General features: G+C 73.1%; 28 protein-coding genes. 6 read left to right on the forward strand and 22 right to left on the reverse strand.

The annotated features are described in order from the left end of the window. Positions 1-15 precede the first annotated feature (15 nt). Positions 16-693, reverse strand: coding sequence for a tRNA (adenosine(37)-N6)-threonylcarbamoyltransferase complex dimerization subunit type 1 TsaB (tsaB, locus tag ACZ7JZ_RS01585; protein WP_470932025.1), 678 nt, complete (start codon positions 691-693; stop codon positions 16-18). 122 nt (positions 694-815) lie between these two features. Between tsaB and ACZ7JZ_RS01590 the strand changes: the two genes are divergently transcribed. Next, positions 816-1,367 carry a hypothetical protein gene (locus tag ACZ7JZ_RS01590; RefSeq protein WP_470932027.1) on the forward strand — a complete coding sequence of 184 codons (552 nt, stop codon included), beginning with the start codon at positions 816-818 and terminating at the stop codon, positions 1,365-1,367. A 152-nt stretch (positions 1,368-1,519) separates the two neighbouring features. Here the strand turns inward: ACZ7JZ_RS01590 and ACZ7JZ_RS01595 are convergent, their stop codons facing one another. From ACZ7JZ_RS01595 to glmS, 7 genes are all read right to left on the reverse strand, one after another. Next, positions 1,520-1,819, reverse strand: coding sequence for a hypothetical protein (locus ACZ7JZ_RS01595; protein ID WP_470932029.1), 300 nt, complete (start codon positions 1,817-1,819; stop codon positions 1,520-1,522). 170 nt (positions 1,820-1,989) lie between these two features. After that, a complete protein-coding gene (tsaE, locus tag ACZ7JZ_RS01600; RefSeq protein ID WP_470932031.1) occupies positions 1,990-2,532 on the reverse strand; it encodes a tRNA (adenosine(37)-N6)-threonylcarbamoyltransferase complex ATPase subunit type 1 TsaE in 543 nt (180 codons plus the stop codon). Next, positions 2,504-3,658 carry an alpha/beta fold hydrolase gene (locus tag ACZ7JZ_RS01605; protein ID WP_470932033.1) on the reverse strand — a complete coding sequence of 385 codons (1,155 nt, stop codon included), beginning with the start codon at positions 3,656-3,658 and terminating at the stop codon, positions 2,504-2,506. Before ACZ7JZ_RS01605 ends, tsaE begins: the two co-directional genes overlap by 29 nt. Positions 3,659-3,703: 45 nt before the next feature. Continuing rightward, a complete protein-coding gene (gene alr / locus ACZ7JZ_RS01610; RefSeq protein ID WP_470932035.1) occupies positions 3,704-4,852 on the reverse strand; it encodes an alanine racemase in 1,149 nt (382 codons plus the stop codon). Positions 4,853-5,186: 334 nt separating this feature from the next. Further along, positions 5,187-6,788, reverse strand: coding sequence for a bifunctional ADP-dependent NAD(P)H-hydrate dehydratase/NAD(P)H-hydrate epimerase (locus tag ACZ7JZ_RS01615; protein WP_470932037.1), 1,602 nt, complete (start codon positions 6,786-6,788; stop codon positions 5,187-5,189). A 4-nt stretch (positions 6,789-6,792) separates the two neighbouring features. Beyond that, complete coding sequence (locus ACZ7JZ_RS01620) at positions 6,793-7,161, reverse strand: holo-ACP synthase (RefSeq protein ID WP_470932039.1); 369 nt, start codon at positions 7,159-7,161, stop codon at positions 6,793-6,795. Between the two features lie 38 nt (positions 7,162-7,199). Then, entirely contained in the window at positions 7,200-9,047 is a 1,848-nt protein-coding gene (gene glmS / locus ACZ7JZ_RS01625; RefSeq protein ID WP_470932041.1) for a glutamine--fructose-6-phosphate transaminase (isomerizing), read from the reverse strand. Between the two features lie 116 nt (positions 9,048-9,163). Here glmS and ACZ7JZ_RS01630 point away from each other — a divergent pair, with 116 nt between their 5' ends. Next, positions 9,164-9,571: a hypothetical protein gene (locus tag ACZ7JZ_RS01630; protein ID WP_470932043.1), complete on the forward strand. Its 408-nt coding sequence runs from the start codon at positions 9,164-9,166 to the stop codon at positions 9,569-9,571. Continuing rightward, a complete protein-coding gene (locus ACZ7JZ_RS01635; protein ID WP_470932045.1) occupies positions 9,568-10,173 on the forward strand; it encodes a hypothetical protein in 606 nt (201 codons plus the stop codon). Before ACZ7JZ_RS01630 ends, ACZ7JZ_RS01635 begins: the two co-directional genes overlap by 4 nt. A gap of 94 nt (positions 10,174-10,267) precedes the next feature. Here ACZ7JZ_RS01635 and ACZ7JZ_RS01640 read toward each other — a convergent pair whose 3' ends face one another. Then, positions 10,268-10,987 carry a hypothetical protein gene (locus tag ACZ7JZ_RS01640; RefSeq protein WP_470932047.1) on the reverse strand — a complete coding sequence of 240 codons (720 nt, stop codon included), beginning with the start codon at positions 10,985-10,987 and terminating at the stop codon, positions 10,268-10,270. A gap of 239 nt (positions 10,988-11,226) precedes the next feature. On the opposite strand from ACZ7JZ_RS01640, the gene coaA reads away from it, so the two are divergent. After that, positions 11,227-12,222 (forward strand): type I pantothenate kinase, encoded by a 996-nt coding sequence (gene coaA / locus ACZ7JZ_RS01645; protein WP_470932049.1) that lies wholly within the window; start codon positions 11,227-11,229, stop codon positions 12,220-12,222. 35 nt (positions 12,223-12,257) lie between these two features. Then, positions 12,258-13,238: a DUF389 domain-containing protein gene (locus tag ACZ7JZ_RS01650; RefSeq protein WP_470932051.1), complete on the forward strand. Its 981-nt coding sequence runs from the start codon at positions 12,258-12,260 to the stop codon at positions 13,236-13,238. 86 nt (positions 13,239-13,324) lie between these two features. Here ACZ7JZ_RS01650 and glmM read toward each other — a convergent pair whose 3' ends face one another. The 5 genes from glmM to ACZ7JZ_RS01675 all read right to left on the reverse strand — a co-directional run bounded on the left by glmM (position 13,325) and on the right by ACZ7JZ_RS01675 (position 19,291). Continuing rightward, entirely contained in the window at positions 13,325-14,683 is a 1,359-nt protein-coding gene (gene glmM / locus ACZ7JZ_RS01655; RefSeq protein WP_470932053.1) for a phosphoglucosamine mutase, read from the reverse strand. A gap of 183 nt (positions 14,684-14,866) precedes the next feature. Then, a complete protein-coding gene (rpsI, locus tag ACZ7JZ_RS01660) occupies positions 14,867-15,382 on the reverse strand; it encodes a 30S ribosomal protein S9 (RefSeq protein ID WP_470932055.1) in 516 nt (171 codons plus the stop codon). A gap of 42 nt (positions 15,383-15,424) precedes the next feature. Then, positions 15,425-15,868, reverse strand: coding sequence for a 50S ribosomal protein L13 (rplM, locus tag ACZ7JZ_RS01665; RefSeq protein ID WP_470932057.1), 444 nt, complete (start codon positions 15,866-15,868; stop codon positions 15,425-15,427). 237 nt (positions 15,869-16,105) lie between these two features. Next, positions 16,106-17,416: a glycosyltransferase 87 family protein gene (locus ACZ7JZ_RS01670; RefSeq protein WP_470932059.1), complete on the reverse strand. Its 1,311-nt coding sequence runs from the start codon at positions 17,414-17,416 to the stop codon at positions 16,106-16,108. Positions 17,417-17,671: 255 nt separating this feature from the next. Continuing rightward, the gene (locus tag ACZ7JZ_RS01675) at positions 17,672-19,291 is read right to left on the reverse strand and encodes an ABC-F family ATP-binding cassette domain-containing protein (protein ID WP_470932061.1); all 1,620 of its coding nucleotides are present in this window, start codon (positions 19,289-19,291) and stop codon (positions 17,672-17,674) included. 80 nt (positions 19,292-19,371) lie between these two features. On the opposite strand from ACZ7JZ_RS01675, the gene ACZ7JZ_RS01680 reads away from it, so the two are divergent. Beyond that, positions 19,372-20,175, forward strand: a complete 804-nt coding sequence (locus tag ACZ7JZ_RS01680) for a hypothetical protein (protein ID WP_470932063.1) — start codon at positions 19,372-19,374, stop codon at positions 20,173-20,175. 63 nt (positions 20,176-20,238) lie between these two features. Here the strand turns inward: ACZ7JZ_RS01680 and truA are convergent, their stop codons facing one another. From truA to map, 8 genes are all read right to left on the reverse strand, one after another. Then, the gene (truA, locus tag ACZ7JZ_RS01685; protein ID WP_470932065.1) at positions 20,239-21,102 is read right to left on the reverse strand and encodes a tRNA pseudouridine(38-40) synthase TruA; all 864 of its coding nucleotides are present in this window, start codon (positions 21,100-21,102) and stop codon (positions 20,239-20,241) included. A gap of 87 nt (positions 21,103-21,189) precedes the next feature. Beyond that, on the reverse strand, positions 21,190-21,660 hold the full coding sequence (rplQ, locus tag ACZ7JZ_RS01690; protein ID WP_470932067.1) for a 50S ribosomal protein L17: 471 nt from the start codon (positions 21,658-21,660) through the stop codon (positions 21,190-21,192). 106 nt (positions 21,661-21,766) lie between these two features. Beyond that, positions 21,767-22,789, reverse strand: coding sequence for a DNA-directed RNA polymerase subunit alpha (locus ACZ7JZ_RS01695; RefSeq protein ID WP_164264460.1), 1,023 nt, complete (start codon positions 22,787-22,789; stop codon positions 21,767-21,769). A 137-nt stretch (positions 22,790-22,926) separates the two neighbouring features. Beyond that, on the reverse strand, positions 22,927-23,331 hold the full coding sequence (gene rpsK, locus ACZ7JZ_RS01700; protein WP_003956432.1) for a 30S ribosomal protein S11: 405 nt from the start codon (positions 23,329-23,331) through the stop codon (positions 22,927-22,929). Between the two features lie 68 nt (positions 23,332-23,399). Beyond that, positions 23,400-23,780 (reverse strand): 30S ribosomal protein S13, encoded by a 381-nt coding sequence (gene rpsM / locus ACZ7JZ_RS01705; RefSeq protein ID WP_470932069.1) that lies wholly within the window; start codon positions 23,778-23,780, stop codon positions 23,400-23,402. A 194-nt stretch (positions 23,781-23,974) separates the two neighbouring features. Next, positions 23,975-24,088: a 50S ribosomal protein L36 gene (gene rpmJ / locus ACZ7JZ_RS01710; RefSeq protein ID WP_003956441.1), complete on the reverse strand. Its 114-nt coding sequence runs from the start codon at positions 24,086-24,088 to the stop codon at positions 23,975-23,977. A 61-nt stretch (positions 24,089-24,149) separates the two neighbouring features. Further along, positions 24,150-24,371 (reverse strand): translation initiation factor IF-1, encoded by a 222-nt coding sequence (gene infA, locus ACZ7JZ_RS01715; protein WP_003956442.1) that lies wholly within the window; start codon positions 24,369-24,371, stop codon positions 24,150-24,152. 152 nt (positions 24,372-24,523) lie between these two features. Further along, complete coding sequence (map, locus tag ACZ7JZ_RS01720) at positions 24,524-25,375, reverse strand: type I methionyl aminopeptidase (RefSeq protein WP_470932071.1); 852 nt, start codon at positions 25,373-25,375, stop codon at positions 24,524-24,526. Positions 25,376-25,459: the final 84 nt, after the last annotated feature.

The following is a 25,459-nucleotide window of genomic DNA, read 5'->3' on the forward strand; positions in this document are numbered from 1 at the left end:
CCGTCACCGATTCCGTCACTGGGGGGTGACCACCTTGTAGTTCTTCGGCACCTGCGCGTCGGGGCGGCGCAGGTACATGGGCTGCGGCTGGGTGCCGGGGGCGTTCACGAACGGCTCGCCCTTCGCCAGCTTCTCCGCGGCCAGCGCGGCCAGCGCACCGGCCGACTGGTGCTCGGGGGCGCGGGCGTCCGCGAAGACCTCCGGGTACAGCAGGGCGCCCGCGCCGACCGCCGGCAGTCCGGCGACCTCGTCGGCGATATCGGCCGGGCGGTCCACGGCCGCCCCGCCGCTGCGGGTGCGCGGGTCCTCGTAGCGGGCCCAGTACACCTCCTTGCGGCGGGCGTCGGTGGCGACCACGAAGGGGCCTTCGACCCCGGCGTCCCCGGCGGCGTAGGCGAGTCCGTCGAGCGTGCACAGCCCGTGGACGGGCACGCCGAGCGCGGAGGCGAAGGCCGCGGCCGTCACGAGGCCGACGCGCAGTCCGGTGTACGGGCCGGGGCCGACGCCCACGACGATGCCGGTGACGGCGTCGAGCTTCAGGCCCGCCTCGGCGAGCACGCGGTCGACGGAGGGGAGCAGCAGCTCCCCGTGGCGGCGGGCGTCGACCTGGTGCGCCTCGGCGAGTACGGACTCGCCGTCGTGGAGGGCGACGGTGACGGCGGGCGTGGCGGTATCTACGGCAAGCAAGAGCACGCGAACAGCCTACGACTCCGGGGGCGCGCCCCACGGCGGCACCGTGGCCCCGCGGCCCGGCTGCTACCGTCACCCCGGGGGATCCTGGGGCCCCGGAGGGCCATGCGAGAGGCGGAGACAAGGTGGCACGCAGCAGCTCGGGAATCGTGGCCGGGCTCACCGCCGCGGCCGTGGCCGTGGTGGGCTTCCTCGCCTACCAGGCCTCCGCGAGCGCCCCGGAGCGGCCGGCCGCCCAGTCCCCCGGCGTCGCCTCCCCCAGCGTGCCCGCCGCCCAGCCGGGCAAGCGCACGCCGTCGGCGGTGCCCCTCAACTCGGGTACGGGCGTGCGCGTCGTGTACTCGCTGAGCGCCAAGCAGGTGTGGCTGGTCGGCAAGGCGGGCACCAAGGTCCGCACCTTCACCGTCATGCCGAGCACGGTGAACCCGACTCCCGGCTCGTACATCGTCGGCTCGCGCTCGGGCAAGGTGACCGGCTCCGACGGGGTGCCGGTCGAGCACGTGGTGCGCTTCGGCAGCGTGTCCGGGGTGACGATCGGGTTCAGCGCGCGGGTGGACGGGGCGATGCCCGAGCCCGACCCGGCGAAGAAGACCGGCGGCATCCGCATGACGCGGGCCGACGGGGACGCGATGTGGACCTTCGCGACGGTCAACTCGAAGGTGGTCGTGGTCCCCTGAGGCCCGGGGCCGCAGCGCCTCCTCCGGCTCCCTGAGTTCTCCGGAATTCCCGGCTCACTCGGCTCACCCGCCCCCGCTGCCCGTGCCGCGGGGGCGGACCCGTAAACCGGCCCGGAAAACCCACTCGAACGAGTGGGTACCCGAGGGAGGCCTCAGGCCGCTTCCGTCCCAGCCGACCCTGCGGCCCCTACGGCCCCTGCGGCTCCGCCCGCCCCACCCGAACCGGCCGCACTGCCCGTACCGCCCGCAGCACCCGTCCCCGCCGCGCCCTCGGGGGCCGGGGCCCGGCGGGAGGCGGGGCGGGGCGGGGTGGAGACGGCGGTGGCGGCGGCGCAGGAGGCGAGCAGGTCGCGGACGCTCAGCCCTCCCGTACCGGGGAGGACCGCGCCGGGGGCCCGGTGCGGAGCGGGTGCGGACGGACGGTGGACTTCTGCGCGCTCATGTGCCGGCATGGCTGCCTCCTGGGCCCGGGAAGCCGTAGTTAGGTAGACCTAACCAGGTCTCGCTACCATGTGACCACGTGCCGCGTCGTCGGCGCAATATCTTGCCGACAAGTTGTCGGAATGCGGACCGCGCGGAGCCCCCGGACCCGGTCCGGGGCCGCCGTCACGCCTCCGGGCGGTTACGGAAGGTCCGGCTCCGCGAGCTGCGCCAGCTCCGGTCCGGCCCAGCGGGCGCCGATACCGGTCAGGGAGACCGTACGGACGTCGTCCAGGACCTCCTCGTGGCCCACCGCGCGCGCGATGACCACGTGCAGCCGGTCGTCGGACAGCTCCTCCACCTTGCCGTCGCCCCATTCGACGACGACGACGGACTCGGGCAGCGAGACGTCGAGGTCCAGGTCCTCCATCTCGTCGAGCCCGCCGCCCAGCCGGTACGCGTCCACGTGCACCAGCGGCGGCCCGGCGGCCAGCGAGGGGTGCACGCGGGCGATCACGAAGGTCGGGGAGGTCACGGCCCCGCGGACGCCCAGGCCCTCGCCGAGCCCGCGGGTCAGCGTGGTCTTCCCGGCGCCCAGCTCACCGGTCAGCAGGACCAGATCGCCGGGGCGCAGCAGGGCGGCGAGCCGCCGGCCCAGGTCCTGCATCCGCTCCGGGGAGTCGACGGTGAGCCGGGCGCTGCCGCCCGCGGCGGCCTCAGGGTGCTGGATGTGCGGTGCTTCCATGGGCGCCAACGTTAGCCGCTGCCGGACCGGCGCCCGCCCGCGCCAGCAGCTGCACGAGGGCCGCGGTGACGGTCTGCGGGTGCTCGAGGAGCACGAGGTGCCCGGCCTCGGGTACGAGGACCAGCTCGGCCCGCGGCAGCTCCGCGGCGATGGCCTCGCTGTGCGCGGCCGGGGTGATCAGGTCCTGGTCCCCGGCCAGGACCAGGGCGGGCACGTCGGCGAACACGGCCAGTTCGGCGGTCTTGTCGTGCTGTTCGAAGGCCGGGTAGAACTCGGCGACCACGTCGATGGGCGTGGCCTCGATCAGCCGCTCGGCGAAGCGGGCGACGGCCGGGTCCACGTCCTGCGCGGCGAAGGAGTACCGCTTGACCGTGCCGGCCAGCAGGTCGGCCGTGGCCCGCCGACCGCGCTCGACGAGCTCGGCCTCGGAGCCGAGGGCGCGCAGTACGCCGGGCAGGACGCGGCGTACGAGGTTCATCCCGGCGGCCGGGAACCCGTACGTCACCTCGGCGAGCCGGCCGCCGGAGGTGCCGATGAAGGCCACGCCGGCCACCCGCTCGCGCACCAGCTCCGGGTACCGGGCGCCCAGCGCCATCACGGTCATGCCGCCCATGGAGTGCCCGACGAGGACGAGCGGACCCTCGGGGGCGGCCGCGTCGATGACGGCCTTCAGGTCGCGGCCGAGCAGGTCCATCGAGACCGGTTCGCCGTCGGCCTGCCCGAGGCCGCGGCCGGAGCGGCCGTGGCTGCGCTGGTCCCAGTAGACGGCCCGTACGGCACCGCGCAGGGCGGCGCGCTGGAAGTGCCAGGCGTCCTGGCCGAGGCAGTACCCGTGGCAGAACACCACGGTCACGGGGGCTGCGGACTCCCCTCCTGCCCCGCCTTCCCTGCCCTCCTCGACCTCCTCGACCTCGAAGTGGAGCTCGGTGCCGTCCTCGGCGCGGGCCCGGCCCGGTATCCCGCGCAGCGAGCCGTACGGGCCCGCCGCGTCCAGGGCCAGCCGGGCCTTGCGCCGCATCCCGCGGCCGACGGTGAGCCGCTCGACGGCCACGCCCGCCGCGGCCCCTGCGGCCAGCACCCCGATCGCGGCTCCGGCCAGTCCGGCCCTGCGCCAGTTCTCGTTCACGGCACCTCGCTCACGTCGGGTCGGGCGTCGGGGTGGGGTACGGGGTCAGGCCCCGGCGTTGAGGTAGACGCGCGGCACGCGCGCGCCGATGCGGGTCACGATCTCGTACGCGATGGTGCCGGCGGCCTGCGCCCAGTCCTCGGCGGTGGGCTCCCCGCCGTCGCCGGCGCCGAAGAGCACGGCCTCGTCCCCCGGGCGCACCCGGTCCGCGCCGGTGTCGACCACGAACTGGTCCATCGCGATCCGCCCCGCGGCCCGGCGGACCCGGCCGCCCACCAGGACCGGTCCGCGGCCGGAGGCGCTCCGCGGGACCCCGTCGGCGTACCCGGCCGGGACCAGGGCGAGGCCCGTGGCCGACTCGGTGACGTAGTGGTGCCCGTAGCTGACCCCGTGCCCGGACGGGACCTCCTTGACCAGGGCGACCGTGGCCTTGAGGGACATCGCGGGGCGCAGGCCCAGCTGCTGCGGGGTGCCGAGCTCGGGGGCAGGGGAGACCCCGTAGACGGCGAGGCCGGTACGGACGAGGTCGAAGTGGCTCTCGGGGAGGGTGAGGGTCGCCGGGGAGTTCGCGATATGCCGGACCTCGGGCTCCAGGCCCTCCTTCTCGGCGTACGCGACCATGTCCCGGAAGACGGTCAGCTGGTGCTGGACGGAGGGGTGGCCCGGCTCGTCGGCGCAGGCGAAGTGGGACCAGAGGCCGGTGACGCGGACGGTGCCCTCGGCCTGGGCGGCGACGGCCGCGCCGACGAGGTCGGCCCAGTCGTGGGGCTGGCAGCCGTTGCGGCCGAGGCCGGTGTCCGCCTTGAGCTGGACCCGGGCCGGACGGCCGGCGGCGCGGGCCGCGGCCAGCGCCTCGTCCAGGGCCCACATCCCGCTGACGCCGATGTCGATACCGGCGTCCACGGCCTGCCGGAAGGGCCCGCCCGGGGTCCACAGCCAGCACATCACCGGGGCCCCGATACCGGCCGCGCGCAGCGCGAGCGCCTCCTCCGGGGTGGCCGTGCCGAGCCAGGCGGCCCCGGCCTCCAGGGCGGCGCGGGCGCAGGGCACCGCTCCGTGCCCGTACGCGTCGGCCTTCACCACGGCCATCAACTGGGCGCGGGGCGCCCGGTCGCGCAGTGCGCGCACGTTGTGGCGGACGGCGTCCAGGTCGATTTCGGCGCGTACGCGGGGCTGCGGGGCTGTCTCGTTCATCGCGCCCAGTCTCTCAGAGCCAAACCCCCACCCCCCGCAACCCACCACGTGACCCCCACCTCCCCCACGCACCCCCGCCTCCCGGGCGCTCCGCGCCCGGTGCGCTCAATCGCCGCGCAGGCTGGATTTCGCTCCGGCCAGCGCGACCGTGCAGCCACCAGCCAGCCCACCACTGAGGTTGTCGTGCAGCCCCGAAGCCACCCACCCGCACCCGACCCGACCACCCCCACCACCCCAGCCCCGCCGGCGTTTGAGGCGCGGGGGTGTGGGGGCGGAGCCCCTGCTTCGGGAAGGGGCGGGGTGGGGAACAGGCCCCGCGCAGCGGGAACCGGGGTCAGGGGGTGGTCACCGTGCGCCAGGCGGAGGGGAGCGCGAGGGCCACCTCGTGGGCGGTGACGGGCCCGCCGCCGACGCGCCCCCGGTCTCCGCCGACGGAGCCGGAGCCGTAGTCCGAGCCGGACGAAGAGCCGGTGCCGGAAACCGCCGCATGGCGCGCAGCCAGCCCGTGCAGATGGGCCGCAACAGACCCGGCGGCAACCGCCGACAACCCCGAAGCCAGCAGCGCCCCCGCCAGCCCCGCCAACACGTCCCCGCTCCCCGCCGTAGCCAGCCACGGCGTCCCGGTCGGATTGACCCGCACCGCCGACCCGGCCCCGGAGCCGACCACCAACCCGGATCCAGACCCCGGCCCAGCCCCAGACCCCGGCCCCACCCCGCCCCCGGGACCCGAATCGGGCCCCGCTCCACCACCCGCCCCCGCGACCAGCGTCGTCGAGCCCTTGAGGAGGACCGCCGCCCCGTACCGGTCGGCGAGGGCCCGTACGGAGTCCAGCCGGGCGGACTCCACCTCCGCCCGCGCGACCCCCAGCAGCGCCGCCGCCTCCCCCGCATGCGGGGTCAGCAGCGTCGGCGCGGTCCGGGCCCGGACCGCCGCCGGGTCCAGCCCGCGCAGCCCGTCGGCGTCGATCAGCAGCGGCACCTCCGCCGCGAGGAGGGCGGCGACCTCGCCGCGGCCCTCGCCGAGGCCCGGTCCGACCACCCAGGCCTGGACCCGCCCGGCCCGCGACGGCGGCCCGGGGTGGACGAGGGACTCGGGGTAGCGCGCCAGCACCTCGGCGCCCGCGGGCCCGACGTACCGCACCGCCCCCGCACCACCCCGCAGCGCGCCCGCGACGGCGAGCACGGCCGCGCCCGGGTAGGTGGCCGAGCCGGCCACCACCCCGACCACCCCGCGCCGGTACTTGTCGTCGGCCGCCCCCGGCACCGGCAGCAGCCGCGCCACGTCCGCGAACTGGAGCGCCTCGACCGCGGGCGGCCCGCCGAAGCTCAGCCCGATGTCCACCAGCCGCAGCGCCCCCGCGTGCCCGGCCCCCGGGTCGATCAGCAGTCCCGGCTTGTACGCGCCGAAGGCCACCGTCGCATCGGCGCTGACCACCGGCCCGGACACCTCGCCCGTGTCCGCGTCCACCCCGCTGGGCAGGTCGACCGCCACTACGAGCGCGCCCGCGGCCCGGGCGGCGGCGGCCCGCGCGGCGAGAGCGGCGGCGGCCGGGCGCAGCCCGCCGCGCCCGCCGATGCCGAGCAGCCCGTCGAGGACCAGGTCGGTCCGGCCCGCGGAGAAGACGTCCGCGATCCGGCCGCCGGCGGCCCGCAGGGCGCGCAGCCCGCCCGGGTGCATCCGCTGCGGGTCCATGGGGACGGCGGTCACCCCGGCGCCCCGGCGGGCCAGCCGCGCCCCCGCGTAGAGGGCGTCGCCGCCGTTGTCCCCGGGGCCGACGAGCAGGACGACCCGCGAGCCGTAGACCCGGCCCAGGAGTCCGGCGCAGGCGGCGGCCAGGCCGGCGGCCGCCCGCTGCATCAGGGCGCCCTCGGGCAGGCGGGCCATGAGCTCGTGCTCGGCGGCCCGTACGGTCTCCACGCGGTAAGCGGTTCGCATGGGGTCAGCCTTCCGCGATCACCACCGCCGACGCCACCCCGGCGTCGTGGCTGAGGGAGATGTGCCAGGACTTCACGCCCAGGGCGGCGGCCCGCGCGGCCACCGTCCCGGACACGCGCAGCCGGGGCTGCCCGCTCTCCTCCACGTACACCTCGGCGTCGGTCCACAGCAGTCCGGCGGGGGCGCCGAGCGCCTTGGCCAGGGCCTCCTTGGCGGCGAACCGGGCGGCGAGCGAGGCGGTACCGCGCCGCTCGCCGCTCGGCAGCATCAGCTCCGCCTCGACGAACAGGCGGCGCGCCATGTTCGGCGTCCGCTCCAGCGCGGCCTGGAAGCGGTCGATCTCGGCGACGTCGATGCCCACCCCGATGATCACTGCGTCACTCCGCTCACTTCACGTCACTTCACTTCGCTTCACTCCACGGTCACGGACTTCGCGAGGTTACGCGGCTGGTCGACCTCGTTGCCCCGCGCGGTGGCCAGTTCGCAGGCGAAGACCTGGAGCGGGACCGTGGCCACGAGCGGCTGGAGGAGCGTCGGCGTGGCCGGGATGCGGATCAGGTGATCGGCGTACGGGGCCACGGCCTCGTCCCCCGCCTCCGCGATCACGATCGTGCGCGCCCCGCGGGCCCTGATCTCCTGGATGTTGGACACGATCTTGTCGTGGAGCACCGAGCGCCCGCGCGGCGAGGGCACGACCACGACCACCGGCAGGTCCTCCTCGATGAGCGCGATCGGCCCGTGCTTCAGCTCGCCCGCCGCGAAGCCCTCCGCGTGCATGTACGCGAGCTCCTTGAGCTTGAGCGCGCCCTCCAGCGCCACCGGGTAGCCCACGTGCCGGCCGAGGAAGAGCACGGTGTCCTTGTCCGCGAGCGAGCGCGCGAGGGCCCGGACCGGCTCCATGGTCTCCAGTACGGCGTCCACCGCCCCCGAGATCTCCGACAGCTCCCGGACCACGGCCCGGACCTCGTCCCCCCACTTGGTGCCGCGCACCTGCCCCAGGTAGAGGGCGACGAGGTAGCAGGCGACCAGCTGGGTGAGGAAGGCCTTGGTCGAGGCGACGGCGACCTCCGGCCCGGCGTGCGTGTACAGCACGGCGTCCGACTCGCGGGGGATCGTCGAGCCGTTCGTATTGCAGACCGCCAGCACCTTGGCGCCCTGCTCCCGGGCGTGCCGCAGCGCCATCAGGGTGTCCATGGTCTCGCCGGACTGCGAGATGGCGATGACGAGGGTCCGCTGGTCGAGGATCGGGTCGCGGTAGCGGAACTCGCTGGCCAGCTCCGTCTCGCACGGGATGCGGGTCCAGTGCTCGATGGCCAGCTTCGCGATCATCCCGGCGTGGTACGCCGTACCGCAGGCGACGATGACGACCTTGTCGACCTCGCGGAGCACGGAGTCGGGGATCCGCAGCTCGTCGAGGGTCAGCAGACCGCCCGCGTCGATCCGGCCCAGCAGGGTGTCGGCGACCGCCTTGGGCTGCTCGGCGATCTCCTTGAGCATGAAGTAGTCGTAACCCCCCTTCTCGGCCGCGGACGCGTCCCAGTCCACGTGGTACGCCCGCACGTCCGCGGGCGCTCCGCCGAAGTCCGTCACCGTGACCCCGTCGCGGCGCAGCTCGACGACCTGGTCCTGGCCCAGCTCGATCGCGGACCGCGTGTGGGCGATGAACGCGGCCACGTCCGAGGCGAGGAAGGACTCGCCTTCTCCAACGCCCACCACCAGCGGGGAGTTCCGGCGGGCGCCGACCACCACGTCCGGCTCGTCGGCGTGCACCGCGACCAGCGTGAACGCCCCCTCGAGCCGGCGGCAGACCTGCCGCATGGCCTCGGCGAGGTCCCCGGTGGAGGAGAAGGCCTCCGCCAGCAGGTGGGAGACCACCTCGGTGTCGGTCTCGGAGTCCAGCCGGTGCCCGCGGTCGGCCAACTCCGCGCGCAGGGCGGCGAAGTTCTCGATGATCCCGTTGTGGACCACGGCGACGCGGCCCGAATTGTCGAGGTGGGGGTGGGCGTTGGCGTCGGTGGGACCGCCGTGGGTGGCCCAGCGGGTGTGCCCGATTCCGGTGGACCCGGCCGGCAGCGGCCTTCCCACCAGCTCCTTCTCCAGATTGACGAGCTTTCCGGACTTCTTCGCCGCGGCGAGCCCGCCGTCCGCCAGCACGGCCACGCCCGCCGAGTCGTAGCCCCGGTATTCGAGCCGCTTGAGTCCTGCGATGACGACATCGAGCGCGGACTGCGCTCCCACGTATCCCACGATTCCGCACATGGGCGGCAGCCTACGCCCGGGCCCGGCCGCCGCCCGGGACCCGAACCGGACGAAATCCGCCGCTCCCCTCTTGCTAGCTTCACGGGAACAAACCTGCGATCCCGAAGGGGTGGGGCGTGGCGCTCGACGCGAAGTGGCAGGACCTGTTCGGTCCGGAGGGGGCGGGCGACGGCGTGGTGCTCGCCGCGGCCGGACCCGGCGGCGGACCGGGCGCGGGAGGAGCCGACCTGGAGGCGGACCCGGCCCCCTGGTCGCAGGCCTCGGCGGCGGCCCGCTCCCTCCAGGGGGCCACCGGCAGCGCCTCGACCGACCTGGGCTCCGCCCACGAGGTGGTCGGCGCGGCCACCGCCGGCTTCTCCTCCTCCGGGGTGCTGGAGACCGTACTCGCCTCCTGGCAGCGGCGGCTGTCCGCGGTGCAGGAGGAGTGCGGACGGCTCTCGGACTCGCTGGCGGCCACCGGCCGCGACTTCGGAGACCGCGAGGAAGACACCGCCCGCCGGATGCGCGGGGAGGAGCGGCCGTGACGACCTGGCAGCAGCTGCGCGACGCGGACTTCGGCGCGTACGAGGCGGCGGCCGACGGCTGGGGCAAGGCCTCCGGCCGCGCGGACGCCTCCCGGGACCGGGTGGACTCCGAGATGACGGCGCGGATCCGGGAGACCCAGAAGGGCCGGGCCGCGGACGCCGCGGTCGCCGACACGGAGCGGCTGAGCCGCAACTACCAGTATGTCCACACCGAGTGCGGGGTCGTCCGCAGCACCCTCATCGGCCTGGCGGACGAACTGGCCGTCACCCAGCAGAAGCTGCGGCGCGCCCTCGCCGAGGCCGAGGCGCGGAACTACACGGTCCACCCGGACGGGTCCGTCGAGTACCCCGCCTTCCCCGTCACCCCGGAGGAGGAACCCCGCCCGGGCGGCTCCACCGGCGCCCCGCCGCCGCCCGGACCCGGACCCGGCGGCACCGCGGAGAACCCGCACCGGGCGGCCGCCGAGGCCATCGCCGAGCGCATCGGCGAGACCGTGCGCGAGGCGGAGGAGACCGACCGCCGGTACGCGCGCACCCTCGCGGACCTGGCCGCGCACGACCGGCTCGACGACACCGGCCCCGGGGGCACGGCCCGCGGCTGAACGGCCCGCACCGGCCCGGACACGGCGGCGCCCCGGCCCCCTCAGGGGAAACCGGGGCACCGCCAGCAGATCAGCGGACCAGCGGACCAGCGGATCAGCCCAGCTTCTTCAGCTGCGCCGCGATCAGCTCCGCCGGCAGCGCGGTCTTGCCGGCGAAGTTGATCGCGTGCAGGGTCACCAGGGTGTTCCCCTTGCGGACGAGGACCAGCTTCGTCTGCGCCTTCTCCCCGTCCATGTCCGCGGTCACCGTCCACGCCGCGGCCTCGTCGCCGCCGGTCACCTCGGCCGGCTCCATGCCGTAGACCCGGGTCTCCTCGCCCTGCGTGGTGGTCATGAACCCGCCCTTGCAGGCCTCCGCCGCCTTCTTCACCTGGTGGAGCGCCTCCTCGGCGCCCTGGCCCGCGTACGAGCCCAGGGTGATACCGGTCGCGGTCACGTTCATGACGTCCGTCGCCTTGGCGGGCAGGCTGGTCGCCATCACCGTGGCGGTCGCGGCGGGCCTGCCGACCGAGATCAGGCCGGAGGCCTCGTTGAGGATCTTGCACTCGGCCTTGTCGCTGCCCGCATCGGCGGCCTTCACCAGGTCCTCCGGGCCGGCCTTCTTGAACTGGTGCTTCGGCACGTCGCCCTCGGTGAGGGCCCGCTTCTCCAGCTCGGCCGCGGTCAGCGCCTTCGCGGCGGAGGCCTCCGAAGCGCCCTCCTCGCCCTTCTCCCCGGAGCCGGAGGATCCGGAGCCGCTGCAGGCGGTGGCCAGCAGGGCCAGGGACACCGCGGACAAGGCGGCGGCGGAACGGCGGACGAGCGTGCTGTGCATGGCTGACTCTCCCCTGTGACCCACAAGTGCGACGATCGGAAATCTACGGGCGCCACAGGCCCGCTCCACCCCGGACGGGGCCCCGCCGGAAGATCGTGACAGCCATGAGACGCGAGGGCGCCGCAATCGCAACCCAATCCCGTACAACCCCCGTGCCGGAGCCCGCCGCCCCCGCCGCCGCTCCGCCACGTGACCGACCCCACGGCCCACAACCGCCGCCCAGCGCCGACAATGGCCCTGTGATCACTTCGCCGCCACGAAGCGGAACAGACCGGCGCCGGACCGAGACGTCGCCGTACGTGGACCTCACCCGCGCCGAGTGGAGCGCCCTGCGCGAGCGGACCCCCCTGCCGCTCACCGCCGACGAGGTGGAGCGCCTGCGCGGCCTGGGCGACGTCATCGACCTGGACGAGGTACGGGACGTGTACCTGCCGCTGTCCCGGCTCCTCAACCTGTACGTCGGGGCCACCAGCAACCTCCGCGGCGCCCTCAACACCTTCCTCGGCGACGCCGGGAACGGCCACGGCGCCCAGACCGGCACCCCCTTCGTCATAGGGGTCGCCGGCAGCGTGGCCGTGGGCAAGTCCACCGTCGCCCGGCTGCTGCAGGCCCTGCTCGCCCGCTGGCCCGAGCACCCGCGCGTCGAGCTGGTCACCACCGACGGGTTCCTCTACCCGATGAAGGAGCTCCGGGAGCGCGGGCTCACCTCCCGCAAGGGCTTCCCCGAGTCGTACGACCGCCGGGCCCTGACCCGGTTCGTCGCGGACATCAAGGCCGGGAAGGACGAGGTCACCGCCCCCGTCTACTCCCACCTCATCTACGACATCGTGCCCGGCGAGCGGCTCGTCGTGCGCCGCCCGGACATCCTGATCGTCGAGGGCCTGAACGTCCTCCAGCCGGCCCTGCCCGGCAAGGACGGCCGCACCCGCGTCGGCCTCGCCGACTACTTCGACTTCAGCGTGTACGTGGACGCCAAGCCGGAGGACATCGAGCGCTGGTACCTCAACCGCTTCCGCAAACTGCGCGAGACCGCCTTCCAGAACCCGTTCTCGTACTTCCGCCAGTACACCCAGGTCTCCGAGGAGGAGGCCCTCGACTACGCGCGGACCATGTGGCGGACCATCAACCGGCCCAACCTGCTGGAGAACGTGGCCCCCACCCGCGGGCGCGCCACCCTCGTCGTCCGCAAGGGCCCCGACCACAAGGTGCAGCGGCTCAGCCTGCGCAAGCTGTAGCCGGGCCGGCGGGCCCCGGCCGTTAGGGTGCGGCCATGCTGCACCTACGGATGATCACTCCGCCGGACCGGACGGACGCCGTGATCGAGCTGGTCCAGGGCACGGTGGGCACCACCCACCTGGTCGTACTCCCCGGCGCGGCCCGCGAGCCCGCCGGGGACCTGGTCCTCTGCGATATCGCCCGCGAGGCCGGGGACGAGCTGCTGCACGGGCTGCGCGGGCTCGGCATCGACCGGGACGGCTCGATCGCCGTCGAGGACATCGACCTGTCGCTGTCCGCCCGCGCGGAGGAGGCCGAAAAGGAGGCCCCGGGCGAGGGCGCCGACGCCGTCCTGTGGGAGCAGCTGACCGAGGCCACCCACGAGGAGTCCACCCTCACCCTCACCTACGGCGCCTTCATGGTCCTCGCGACCATGATCGCGGCCTGCGGCGTGGTCCTCGACAACGCCGTCCTGATCGTGGGCGCGATGGCGGTCGGCCCCGAGTTCGGCCCGCTCGCCGGGATCTGCACCGGGCTGGTCCGGCGGGTGCCCCGGCTGGCGCTGCGCTCCCTGATCGCCCTGTTCGTGGGCTTCGTCGTGGCGATGGCCGCCACGACCGCGTTCACGCTGGCGATGGACGCCCTCGGGCTGTTCGAGAAGTCGATGCTGGACGACCCCCGGCCGAACACCAGCTTCATCTGGCAGCCGGACCCGTTCTCCTTCGTGGTGGCCCTGCTCGCGGGCGCCGCCGGGGTGCTCTCCCTGACCTCCTCGAAGTCGGGGGCGCTCGTCGGGGTCGCCATCTCGGTGACCACGGTCCCGGCCGCCGCCAACGCGGCCGTCGCCCTCGGCTACGGCGAGGTGGGCCAGATGGGCGGCTCCGCCCTCCAGCTGCTGCTCAACCTCGTCGGCATCGTCCTCGCGGGCGTCTTGACCCTGTACGGGCAGAAGCTGCTGTGGCGCACCCAGCGCGGGCACTGGCGCCGCCCGCCGGGCACCCGCCGCGGAACGGGCCGGCGCCCCGGAAAGGGGTAGCCCCACCGCCCCGGCCCGGAAACGGCCGCGGCGCCCGCCCGGTCCCGTGGACCGGCGGACGCCGCGGCGCGGCACAACGGCCCGGACTAGCCGAGCGCGGTCTTCACCGCGTCCGCCAGCCGGCCCGCGACCGCGCGCGCCTGGCCGATGTCCGCGGCCTCGACCATGACGCGGACCAGGGGCTCGGTGCCGGAGGGGCGCAGCAGCACGCGGCCGGTGGCGCCGAGCTCGCGCTCGGCGTCCGCGACGGCCGCGGCCAGCTCGGCGGAGGTGGTGACCCGGGACTTGTCCACGTCGGGCACGTTGATCAGGATCTGCGGCAGCCGGTCCATGACCCCGGCGAGCTCGGCCAGGGAGCGGCCGGTGGCGGCCACCCGGGCGGCCAGCATCAGGCCGGTCAGGGTGCCGTCGCCGGTGGTGGCGTGGTCGAGGATGATGACGTGCCCGGACTGCTCGCCGCCGAGGGCGTAGCCGTGCTCCTTCATCGACTCCAGGACGTAGCGGTCGCCGACGCCGGTCTCGACGAAGGCGATGCCCTCGTTCTCCATGGCCAGCTTGAAGCCGAGGTTCGACATGACGGTGGCGACCACGGTGTTCTTGCGCAGCGAGCCGGCCTCGCGCATGGCGAGGGCCAGGACGGCGAGGATCTGGTCCCCGTCGACCTCGTTGCCCGCGCCGTCCACGGCCAGGCAGCGGTCGGCGTCGCCGTCGTGCGCGATGCCCAGGTCGGCGCCGTGCTCCAGGACGGCGGCCTTGAGCAGGCCCAGGTGGGTGGAGCCGCAGCCGTCGTTGATGTTCAGGCCGTCCGGGTCGGCACCGATGGTGACCACCTCGGCGCCCGCGCGGGCGAAGGCCTCGGGCGAGACCCGGGCGGCCGCGCCGTGGGCCTCGTCGAGGACGATCTTCAGGCCGTCGAGGCGGTTGGGGAGGACCCCGATCAGGTGGGCGACGTAGCGGTCGAAGCCCTCGTCGTACGTGCGCACGCGGCCGACGCCGGCGCCGGTCGGGCGCTCCCAGGGGGCGCCCGTGCGGTGCTCCTCGTACACGGCCTCGATCTTGTCCTCGAGCTCGTCGGCGAGCTTGTGGCCGCCGCGGGCGAAGAACTTGATGCCGTTGTCGGGCATGGCGTTGTGGCTCGCGGAGAGCATCACGCCGAGGTCGGCGCCCAGCGCACCGGTGAGATACGCCACCGCGGGGGTGGGCAGCACACCGACGCGCAGGACGTCCACGCCGGCGCTGGCCAGGCCCGCGACCACGGCCGCCTCCAGGAACTCGCCCGAGGCCCGGGGGTCGCGGCCGACCACCGCAGTGGGGCGATGGCCTTCAAAGGTGCCCGCCTCCGCGAGCACGTGCGCCGCAGCCACGGAGAGGCCGAGCGCGAGCTCCGCCGTCAGATCCGCGTTGGCGACACCGCGTACACCGTCCGTGCCGAAGAGTCGTCCCACTGTTGTCCTCCGAGTTACCGAGATCTGGCCGTGCAGAGCTTGTGGCGAGCCTTGTAAGCCTTGCCTTGTAGTGCCGTGTAGAGCCTTTGAGACAGATATACGTCGCTTGTGGCGATAAACGAACCGCCCCGGCAGCACAGAGCGTGCCGCCGGGGCGGAATCGTGCAGAGCAGCAGGCGGAGATTAGCGCTTGCTGTACTGCGGGGCCTTACGGGCCTTCTTGAGACCGGCCTTCTTCCGCTCGACCGCGCGGTCGTCACGGGAGAGGAAGCCGGCCTTCTTCAGCGCCGGGCGGTTGTTGTCCACGTCCGCCTCGTTCAGCGCACGGGCCACGCCGAGGCGCAGGGCGCCGGCCTGGCCGGACACGCCGCCACCCGCGATGCGGGCGATGACGTCGTAGCGGTTGTCGAGCTCGAGCACCTTGAAGGGCTCGTTGACTTCCTGCTGGTGCACCTTGTTCGGGAAGTAGTCCTCGAGGGTGCGGCCGTTGATCTTCCACTGGCCGGTGCCCGGAACGATCCGGACGCGGGCGATGGCGTTCTTGCGGCGGCCCAGGCCGGCGGCCGGCTGCGGGTCGCCGAAGCGCGAGGCCGTGGACTCGGAGGTGTAGTCACCCTCCGGCGCCTCGGACTCGAACGTGGTGACGGCGTCGTAGGTCTCGTCGCCCTCGACGGGGGCTTCGAAGGTGGTCTCGGCCACGATTCTCCTCAGAATTCTCTGTGTCTTAGGGGGTGGCCGGGATTACTGCGCGACCTGGGTGATCTCGAACGGCACCGGCTGCTGGGCAGCGTGGGGGTGCTGGTCGCCCGAGTAGACCTTCAGCTTCGAGAGCATCTGACGGCCCAGGGTGTTCTTGGGGAGCATGCCCTTGATGGCCTTCTCGACGGCCTTCTCCGGGTTGTTCGCCAGGAGGTCGTCGTAGCGCACCGAACGGAGGCCGCCCGGGTAGCCGGAGTGGCGGTACGCCATCTTCTGGGAGGCCTTGTTGCCGGACAGGTGGACCTTGTCGGCGTTGATGATGACGACGAAGTCGCCCATGTCCATGTGCGGGGCGTAGGTGGGCTTGTGCTTGCCCCGCAGGAGGGTGGCGGCCTGGGTCGCCAGACGGCCGAGGACAACGTCCTGGGCGTCAATGACGTGCCACTGGCGCTGAACGTCGCCGGGCTTGGGGCTGTACGTACGCACGGTCGTATGCCTTCGCTTCTTCAGTGGTGGTAGCCCCTCCAGGGCGGGCCTGGAGGAACGGGTCCTGACAAGGGTCACCACGGACGATCACGACAGCCCTGGTGTGCGACGGGGACGCAACCCGTGCACACCGCTGGTCATCGGCCCGGTGGACCGGCGTAAGGGCCCTTTCACGTGAGAATGAACAAGCCAATACGCATAACGAACCAGCAGGATACCTGTGCTGCCCCGGACGGGTCAAAACGCCGGACGGGATCCGGCCCCGGCCGGCTCGTCGGCGCGCACGGAACCTGCAGTCCGTACGGGATCCAGGTTAACCCGCGCCGGACGCGCACACCTCCGCATCAGGGTCGCGGCCAGCACACAGAGGGTGAAGCAGTCCAGGAAGGCGCGGGTGCGCACGGCCGGGTAGGGCCAGGGCAGCCCCGCCGCCTGCGGAGCCGCCGCCACCCAGAACCAGGGGTCCCGGGCCGCCGAGCCGCCCGTCGCGGCCGAGGCGAGCAGCAGGGGCAGCACCACCAGCAGGTAGTGGTCGAAGGACGGCCGCGAGACCAGGAATGCGGCGAGCATCACCATGGCCGCGGTCTCCGCCAGCCGCGCTCCCTCCACGGCGGCGCACCCCGCACCCGGCCCCGCCCCGGTACCCGGCTCCGGCCGGTTCCACCGCCGCCACGCGCACCACAGCCCCGCCGCCGCCCCCGCGCCCGCGAGGGCGAGCGCAGCCGGCTGCGGCACCCCCAGCCGCGGCAGCACCGCCACCGGCGAGGCGTCCCACGCCAGCGCGAAGGAGTCCTGCCCGCGCAGCAGGAAGGGCAGGGTCTTGGTGAAGAAGAGCGCCGGGTCCGGCATCAGCAGCCCGCCCAGCAGCGAGAGCGCCGCCGGCACCAGCACCGCCAGGGCCGCAGCCCGCCACCGCCGCGCCGCCAGGAAGAGCAGCACCACCGGCACCAGCATCGGCTTGCAGGCGATCGCGACCCCGACGAGGGCCCCCGCGGCCTTCCACCGCCCCCGGCTCGCGAGCAGCAGCGCCAGCGGCAGCGCGGCGGCGCACAGGGCGGTCCAGTTCCCGAGCCGGACCAGGTTCCCGTACGGCCGGAAGCCCAGCGCGAGGGCCGCGAACCCGCACACGGCCAGCCGGGAGGCGAGGGGTACGGCGTACAGCCGCAGCGCCGCCCACCAGCCCGCCGCCAGCAGGGCGCTGACCGCCGCCGGGACGGCCCAGCGCAGCACCCCCGCGGGAAGCAGCGCCTCCGGCACGGCCAGCAGCACGGCGCTCGGCAGGTAGAGGAACCGCTCGTCCGCGTACGGGGACTCCCCCGCCAGCAGCGCGGCCGCCGCCTTCACCACGAAGCCGTTGTCCATCCCGCCGCCGGGCACCCGCACCGCGGCCGACACCGCCACCGCGAGCACGGCGCACAGCGCGCCCGCCCGCCAGGCCCGCGGCGCCGGGCGCAGCAGCCACCGCCGCACCCGGTCAGCCCGGACCGGCCCCGCAGACCCCGCAGACCCCGCAAACCCGGCGGAACCAGCCCGTCCGTCACGCGTCATGCGGCGATGCTAGGCCGTCTCTTTCGGATCTTGGCGGATCAGGCCGCGGCGTCCGGTGCTGTGCCTCGCAAGGCGGAGGGGAGCCCGGGTACTGGACGTACCCGGGCTCCCCGACAGCTCGGCCTCCAAGGCCCTCGAAGAGGAGCCGAGACGGAGCGAGCGCAGCGAGTGCAGTGCCGCGAGGCGCAGTGCCGGACGCCGCGGACCCGCCAGGATCCGGAAGAGACGGCCTAGGCCTCGCCGGCAGCCCCGGGCCTACCGCGTGCGCTCGACCCGCCGCTCGTCCCACACGGGCTCGGCCGACTCCCGCACCACCCCGTCCGAGCCGAAGACCAGGTACCGGTCGAAGGAGCGGGCGAACCAGCGGTCGTGCGTCACGCACAGCACCGTGCCCTCGTAGGCCTCCAGCCCGTCCTGGAGGGCCTCCGCCGACTCCAGGTCCAGGTTGTCCGTCGGCTCGTCCAGCAGCAGCGCCGTGGTCCCCGCCAGCTCCAGCAGCAGGATCTGGAAGCGCGCCTGCTGCCCGCCGGACAGCTTCTCGAAGGGCTGGTCCCCCTGGCGCTCCAGCTCGTACCGGCGCAGCACCGACATGGCCCCGCCGCGGTCCTTCGCGTGCTCCGTCCACAGGATGTCGACGAGGGTGCGCGCGAACAGCTCGGGATGGGCGTGCGTCTGCGCGAAGTGCCCGGGCACGACCCGCGCGCCGAGCTTCCACGTGCCCGAGTGCTTCACGTCCTCGCCGGCGAGCAGCCGCAGGAAGTGCGACTTGCCCGAGCCGTTCGAGCCCAGGACCGCGACCCGCTCCCCGTAGAAGACCTCCAGGTCGAAGGGCTTCATCAGGCCGGTGAGCTCCAGCTTCTCGCAGGTCACCGCCCGGACGCCGGTACGGCCGCCCTTCAGGCGCATGGTGATCTCCTGCTCGCGCGGCGGCTCCGGCGGCGGGCCCGCCTCCTCGAACTTCCGCAGCCGCGTCTGCGCCGCCGCGTACCGCGAGGACATCTCGTGGCTGACCGCGGCCGCCTGCCGGAGGTTGACCACCAGTTTCTTCAGCTGGGCGTGCTTCTCCTCCCAGCGCCGCTTGAGCTCCTCGAAGCGCGCGAAGCGCTCCTTGCGGGCCTCGTGGAAGGTGTCGAAGCCGGCGCCGTGCACCCAGACGTCCGAGCCGTCGAGGCCGGGCTCCACGCTCACGATCTTCTCGGCGGCCCGGGCCAGCAGCTCCCGGTCGTGGGAGACGAACAGCACGGTCTTGCGGGTGGCCTTGAGCTGGTCCTCCAGCCACCGCTTGCCGGGTACGTCGAGGTAGTTGTCCGGCTCGTCGAGGAGCAGCACCTCGTCCGGCCCGCGCAGCAGCGCCTCCAGCACCAGCCGCTTCTGCTCACCGCCCGACAGCGTCCGCACCTCGCGGAACTGCGCCTTGTCGTACGGGATCCCCAGCGCGGCCGTCGTGCAGACGTCCCACAGGGTCTCGGCCTCGTACCCCTGCACGTCGGCCCAGTCGGACAGCGCCTGCGCGTACTTCATCTGCGCCGACTCGTCGTCCACCGTCATGATCAGGTGCTCGGCCTCGTCCACGGCCTTCGCCGCCACGCGGATCCGGGGCTGCGCCACGGACACGAGCAGGTCCCGGACCGTGGTCTCGTCCCGCACCGATCCCACGAACTGCGACATCACGCCCAGTCCGCCGCTGACCGTCACGGCCCCGCCGTGCGGCTGCAGCTCGCCCGAGATCAGCTTCAGCAGCGTGGTCTTGCCCGCGCCGTTCGCTCCGACCAGGGCGACCACGGACCCCTCCCCCACGCGGAAGGAGGCGTCCGACAGCAGCACGCGCCCGTCCGGAAGGTAGTAGTCCAGGTGTCCGGCCTCAAGATGTCCCATGTCCGCATTGTCGCTGGCGGCGGCGCGGACTCCCAAGCGGGTTTCCGTACGGCCCGTACGGAGCGCCTAGGATGCGCGGCATGGGTTTTGGGGAGGGATCCGGTCCGGCGCGCCCGCAGACGCCCGACTGGGCTGCACTGGCCGAGGCGAACGCCCGGTCGCGGCAGCGCCGCAGGCGGCTGCTGTGGGGCGGCGGAGCCGGGTTCGCGGTCGTCGCGGCCGCGGCGGCCACCGCGGTCCTGCTGTCCTCCTCCGGCGGGGAGGCGGCCCCCGGTGACGACGCGCGCGCGGCGGAGCCCGTACGGTCCGCGGCCCCGGACTTCCCGGCCCCCTCGGCCTCGCCCCATCCGCTGGAGTACCTGACCGACGCGGCCCGCGACCACGCCCGCTTCAACTCCAGCAGCTTCTTCCCGGCCCCCTCCGCCCGCCTGGGCGGCCGCACGTACACCAAGACCGCCGGGGACACGAACAGCGACTGCACGAAGGCCGCCGCCCCGAAGGTCGCCCTGGTGCTGGACAAGTACGGATGCCAGAAGCTGATCCGCGCCAGCTTCCGGATCGGCGGCATCTCCACCACGGTCGGCGTGGCCGCCTTCCAGAACGCCGACCGGGCCGCCCGCGCCAAGGAGGAGCTGCCCGGCGCGGTCACGGCCCTCCAGCCCCGCAAGGGCGGGAAGTTCTGCCTGCCCGGCAAGGTCTGCAAGCGCACCGCCAACGCCTACGGCCGCTTCGTGTACGTCACCCTGTCCGGGTTCGAGGACGGCCGGAACGTCACGGCGAAGGACCGGGCGGTGGCCGTGGCCGGCAACGACCTGGCGGAGTACACCTTCCAGCGGCTCGTCAAGCGCGGCCGCGCCCTGGCCGCGGCCTCCAACGGCCACTGACCCGGGCGCGCGCCCTCCCGCACCACGCGGCCACGGGACCCGCGCCGGGACCGCCCCGGCCGCTCAGCAGCAGCCGGCCCCTGAGGCCCCGCCCGGCAGGGTGCGCACGTTCCGCGCCTCCCGGCTGCGGGCGGCCAGCAGCTCGTCCGCCGGGTAGCCCACCTCTTCCAGCGTCAGCCCGTGGGGCCGTACGACGTGCACGGCGGAGTCCCGGACCCCGGCGGCCAGCACCTTGCCCGGCCAGTCCGCCGGCCGGTGCCCGTCGCCGACGTACAGCAGGGCGCCCACCAGGGAGCGGACCATGTTGTGGCAGAAGGCGTCGGCGCGCACGGTCGCCGTCACGATCCCCTCGTCGTCGCGCACCCAGCTCAGCTGCTGGAGGGTCCGGATCGTCGTGGCCCCCTCCCGCTTCTTGCAGTACGCGGCGAAGTCGTGCTCGCCCAGCAGGGCCGCCGAGGCCTCGTTCATGGCCTCGACGTCCAGCGGCCAGTCGTGCCACAGCACGTGCCCGCGGCGCAGCGGGTCCACCCCGCCCTTGTGGTCCCCGACGCGGTAGGCGTAGCGGCGCCAGATCGCGGAGAAGCGCGCGTTGAAGCCCGCCGGGGCCTCGGCGACCCGCCACACGCGCACGTCGTGGGGCAGCCGGCCGGCCAGCCGGCGCAGCAGCTTGTCGCGGTGCTCCGCCCACACCTGCGCCGGCAGGTCGAGGTGCGCCACCTGCCCGCGCGCGTGCACCCCCGCGTCCGTACGCCCGGCGACCGTCAGGTCCACCGGCTCCGCCAGCCGCATCACGGTCTGCAGGGCGGACTCCAGCTCCCCCTGCACGGTCCGGCGCGCCGTCTGCTTCGCCCAGCCGGAGAACTCCCTGCCGTCGTACGACAGGTCCAGCCGCACCCGGACGAACCCGGGCTCCACCTCGTCACTCACCCGTAAATCCTCTCAGAGATGCGGAACGGGCCCGCCCCCGCAATGGGGACGGGCCCGTTCGTCAGCCTTGTCGGCGACCTAGGGGGCTCAGGCCTCCTTGGTCTCCTCGGCGGCCTCGGTGGTCTCGGCGGCCTGGTCGGCCTCCTTGACGGCACGCTTGGCGGCGGCCTCGGCCTCGGCGACGGTCGCCTGCTTGGCGATCTCGCCCTCGACCAGCTCGATCACGGCCATCGGGGCGTTGTCGCCACGACGGTTGCCGATCTTGGTGATACGGGTGTAACCACCGGGACGCTCCGAGTAGCGCGGGGCGATCTCGGTGAAGAGCGTGTGGACGACGCCCTTGTCCGTGATGGTCTGCAGCACCAGGCGACGGTTGTGGATGTCGCCCTTCTTCGCCTTGGTGATGAGGCGCTCGGCGACGGGGCGCAGGCGGCGGGCCTTGGCCTCGGTCGTGGTGATGCGGCCGTGCTCGAAGAGCGACTTCGCCAGGTTGGCGAGCAGCAGCTTCTCGTGCGCGGCGGAGCCGCCCAGACGGGCACCCTTGGCGGGACGCGGCATGGTGTTTCTCCTCGTGATCTGCACCGGCCGTACCAGGTACCGGTGTCAGTCCCCGCCGGCTTTTGCCGGGGGGTGTACGGGGGGCCGGAGCCCCCCGCAAGCCTTCTTAGTACTGCTCGGTCTCGACGAAGCCGGCGTCGGCGTCGTCGTCCGCGCCGAACGCGTCGGCGGCGGCGGTCGGGTCGAACCCGGGCGGGCTGTCCTTCAGGGCCAGGCCCATGCCGGCCAGCTTCGCCTTGACCTCGTCGATCGACTTCGCACCGAAGTTGCGGATGTCGAGCAGGTCGGCCTCGGAGCGGGCGACGAGCTCACCCACGGAGTGGATGCCCTCGCGCTTGAGGCAGTTGTACGAGCGGACCGTGAGCTCGAGCTCCTCGATCGGCAGCGCCAGGTCGGCGGCCAGGGCGGCGTCCGTGGGGGACGGGCCCATGTCGATGCCCTCGGCGTCGATGTTGAGCTCGCGGGCCAGGCCGAACAGCTCTACCAGGGTCTTGCCGGCGGACGCCATGGCGTCGCGCGGGCGCATGGCCTGCTTGGTCTCGACGTCGACGATCAGCTTGTCGAAGTCGGTGCGCTGCTCGACTCGGGTCGCCTCGACCTTGTAGGTGACCTTCAGGACCGGGCTGTAGATGGAGTCGACCGGGATGCGGCCGATCTCCTGGCCCAGCTGCTTGTTCTGGACGGCGGAGACGTAGCCGCGACCGCGCTCGACGGTCAGCTCCATCTCCAGCTTGCCCTTGCCGTTGAGCGTGGCGAGGACGAGGTCCGGGTTGTGCACCTCGACACCGGCCGGGGGCGCGATGTCGGCGGCGGTCACCAGGCCGGGGCCCTGCTTGCGCAGGTACATCACGACGGGCTCGTCGTGCTCCGAGGAGACGACCAGCTGCTTGATGTTGAGGATGAGGTCGGTCACGTCCTCCTTGACGCCCGGCACGGTGGTGAACTCGTGCAGGACGCCGTCGACGCGGATGCTGGTGACAGCGGCACCCGGGATCGAGGACAGGAGGGTACGGCGCAGGGAGTTGCCGAGGGTGTAGCCGAAGCCCGGCTCCAGCGGCTCGATCACGAACCGCGAGCGGTACTCGTCGACGACCTCTTCGGTCAGCGAAGGACGCTGAGCGATAAGCATGTGTCTGTTCCTTCAGTCGTGGACGCCCACTATTTGACGCCCGACATGTACTGCTGGGTACTGCAAGGGTACGGGCGGCACGGCCCCCGAAGGGGTCGTACCGCCCGGACACTCAAAGACGCACAGGCGTCGCTGCGTCAGACGCGGCGGCGCTTCGGCGGGCGGCAGCCGTTGTGCGGGGTGGGGGTGACGTCCTGGATCGAACCGACCTCGAGGCCCGTGGCCTGCAGGGAGCGGATCGCGGTCTCACGGCCGGAGCCGGGACCCTTGACGAAGACGTCGACCTTGCGCATGCCGTGCTCCTGCGCGCGGCGGGCGGCCGACTCGGCGGCCATCTGCGCGGCGAAGGGGGTGGACTTGCGCGAGCCCTTGAAGCCGACGTGGCCGGCGGAGGCCCAGGAGATCACGTTGCCGGACGGGTCCGTGATCGAAACGATGGTGTTGTTGAACGTGCTCTTGATGTGGGCGTGCCCGTGAGCGACGTTCTTCTTTTCCTTGCGGCGCACCTTCTTGGCAGCGCCCTGACGACCCTTGGGGGGCATCTCTTACTCCTACAGGGAGGTGGTCGGTCCTACTGGCGAAGACCGCTGGAAAGCGTGTCCGCTGAGGACTACTTCTTGCCCGGCTTCTTCTTGCCGGCGATGGCGCGACGCGGGCCCTTGCGGGTACGGGCGTTCGTGCTGGTGCGCTGACCGCGGACGGGCAGGCCACGACGGTGGCGCAGACCCTGGTAGCAGCCGATCTCGACCTTGCGGCGGATGTCGGCCTGGATCTCGCGGCGGAGGTCACCCTCGGTGCGGAGGTTGGCGTCCACGTACTCGCGGATCTTGACCAGGTCCTCTTCGGCCAGGTCGCGAACGCGGGTCGACGGGTTCACACCGGTCGAGGCGAGGATCTCCTCGGAACGGGTGCGCCCGATACCGAAGACGTAGGTGAGTGCAACCACCACGCGCTTTTCGCGCGGGATGTCAACACCGGAAACGCGTGCCATTCAATGGCTCCTGTGTGTTCGGGGGTCTTCCGCAAAGCCGCTCCCGACCGCCGACCCCGTGGCTACGGGATGGTACGTCCGGGTCTCCGGCCCCCGCCGGAGGTGCCGCCGGCCCTGACGGGCTGGGCGGGCTCTGCGTATGTACGAATGTGTGCGTCGCGCGAGATCTGCGGGTGCAGGTCGGTCGGCGTGCGTCAGCCCTGGCGCTGCTTGTGGCGCAGGTTGTCGCAGATGACCATGACCCGGCCGTGACGGCGGATCACCTTGCACTTGTCGCAGATCTTCTTGACGCTCGGCTTGACCTTCATGTGGGTGAGGTTCTCCGGGTCAGTGCCACCACCCGCGCCGGAGCGGGGTGCGGGGCAAGATCTACTTGTATCGGTAGACGATCCGGCCACGCGTCAGGTCGTAGGGAGAGAGCTCCACGACGACCCGGTCATCCGGGAGGATACGGATGTAGTGCATCCGCATCTTTCCGCTGATGTGCGCGAGGACCTTGTGACCGTTCTGGAGCTCCACCTTGAACATGGCGTTCGGGAGGGACTCGATCACGGTGCCCTCGATCTCGATGGCACCTTGCTTCTTGGCCACGCTTCGCCTTTCGAATCGGCTACCTTGATCAGCTCCCCGCGCGCATGGAGACATGCGGATGCAAAGGAGCCGACGAGTCAGTCTACGTCAGGGCACCCAGAAAGACGAATCCGGAAAGTTTGCCCCACAGACTAGATCATTAAGCCCGGGTCTCAGCCGAGCGGGTCGGGAGCGGTGGTGACCCCGTACTCCGCCAGCTTCGCCTTGCCGCAGTCGGGGGAGGTCAGGACGATCGGACCCTCCTCGGTCAGGGCGATCGAGTGCTCCCAGTGCGAGGACCAGGTGCCGTCCGTGGTGATGACCGTCCAGTCGTCCGCCAGCACCTCCGTCTTCGCGGTGCCGAGGCTGACCATGGGCTCGATCGCCAGGCAGACGCCCGGGACCAGCTTGATGCCCTTGCCGCGCTTGCGGGAGACGTAGTTCAGCAGGTGCGGGTCCATGTGCATCTCGGAACCGATGCCGTGGCCGCCGTAGTCCTCGATGATCCCGAACTTCCCCAGGCTGTGGTCGCCGGGCGCCGGGCGGGGCTGGCGCTTGATGTACGTCTCGATGGCCTTAGAGATGTCGACGAGGCGGTTGCCGAGCTTCACGGCGGCCAGGCCGGCCCACATGGACTCCTCGGTCACCCGGGAGAGCTCGACGAGCTCCGGCGCGTGCCCGGTACCCACGAAGGCCGTGTACGCCGCGTCCCCGTGCCAGCCGTCCACGATGGCGCCCGCGTCGATCGAGATGATGTCGCCGTCCTTCAGGACGGTCTTCTCGTCGGGGATGCCGTGGACCACGACCTCGTTCACCGAGGTGCAGATGGTCGCGGGGAAGCCGCCGTAGCCGAGGAAGTTGGACTTCGCGCCGTGGTCGGCGATGACCTTGCGGGCCACCATGTCCAGGTCCAGCGTCGTCGCGCCCGGCACGGCCGCCTCACGGGTCGCCGCGTGGATGGCGGCGACGACCAGCCCCGCCTCGCGCATCTTCGCGATCTGCTCCGGGGTCTTGATCTGGACCATGCTGCCTCTTGCCTCTCGTACGAAACGTCTCTGCTCAACAGTACGGCCGCGGCGTCCAGAGGACACCGCGGCCGGACGGGACTG

This window comes from Streptomyces sp. NPDC038213 (assembly GCF_055600495.1).

Bases quoted from the DNA above. Each gene is read 5' to 3' on its own strand.
- glmS (WP_470932041.1), bottom strand. From the start codon at position 9,047: ATGTGCGGAATCGTGGGATACGTGGGAGCGCAGTCCGCGCTCGATGTC.
- rpmJ (WP_003956441.1), bottom strand. From the start codon at position 24,088: ATGAAGGTCAAGCCGAGCGTCAAGAAGATCTGCGACAAGTGCAAGGTG.
- rpsK (WP_003956432.1), bottom strand. From the start codon at position 23,331: ATGCCCCCCAAGGGTCGTCAGGGCGCTGCCAAGAAGGTGCGCCGCAAG.
- map (WP_470932071.1), bottom strand. From the start codon at position 25,375: ATGGTCCAGATCAAGACCCCGGAGCAGATCGCGAAGATGCGCGAGGCG.
- alr (WP_470932035.1), bottom strand. From the start codon at position 4,852: ATGAACGAGACAGCCCCGCAGCCCCGCGTACGCGCCGAAATCGACCTG.
- ACZ7JZ_RS01695 (WP_164264460.1), bottom strand. From the start codon at position 22,789: ATGCTTATCGCTCAGCGTCCTTCGCTGACCGAAGAGGTCGTCGACGAG.
- rpsM (WP_470932069.1), bottom strand. From the start codon at position 23,780: ATGGCACGCGTTTCCGGTGTTGACATCCCGCGCGAAAAGCGCGTGGTG.
- ACZ7JZ_RS01615 (WP_470932037.1), bottom strand. From the start codon at position 6,788: ATGCGAACCGCTTACCGCGTGGAGACCGTACGGGCCGCCGAGCACGAG.
- ACZ7JZ_RS01670 (WP_470932059.1), bottom strand. From the start codon at position 17,416: ATGACGCGTGACGGACGGGCTGGTTCCGCCGGGTTTGCGGGGTCTGCG.
- ACZ7JZ_RS01650 (WP_470932051.1), top strand. From the start codon at position 12,258: ATGCTGCACCTACGGATGATCACTCCGCCGGACCGGACGGACGCCGTG.
- rplQ (WP_470932067.1), bottom strand. From the start codon at position 21,660: ATGCCGCGTCCCGCCAAGGGTGCCCGTCTGGGCGGCTCCGCCGCGCAC.
- ACZ7JZ_RS01680 (WP_470932063.1), top strand. From the start codon at position 19,372: ATGGGTTTTGGGGAGGGATCCGGTCCGGCGCGCCCGCAGACGCCCGAC.
- ACZ7JZ_RS01595 (WP_470932029.1), bottom strand. From the start codon at position 1,819: ATGCCGGCACATGAGCGCGCAGAAGTCCACCGTCCGTCCGCACCCGCT.
- tsaE (WP_470932031.1), bottom strand. From the start codon at position 2,532: ATGGAAGCACCGCACATCCAGCACCCTGAGGCCGCCGCGGGCGGCAGC.
- ACZ7JZ_RS01640 (WP_470932047.1), bottom strand. From the start codon at position 10,987: ATGCACAGCACGCTCGTCCGCCGTTCCGCCGCCGCCTTGTCCGCGGTG.
- ACZ7JZ_RS01675 (WP_470932061.1), bottom strand. From the start codon at position 19,291: ATGGGACATCTTGAGGCCGGACACCTGGACTACTACCTTCCGGACGGG.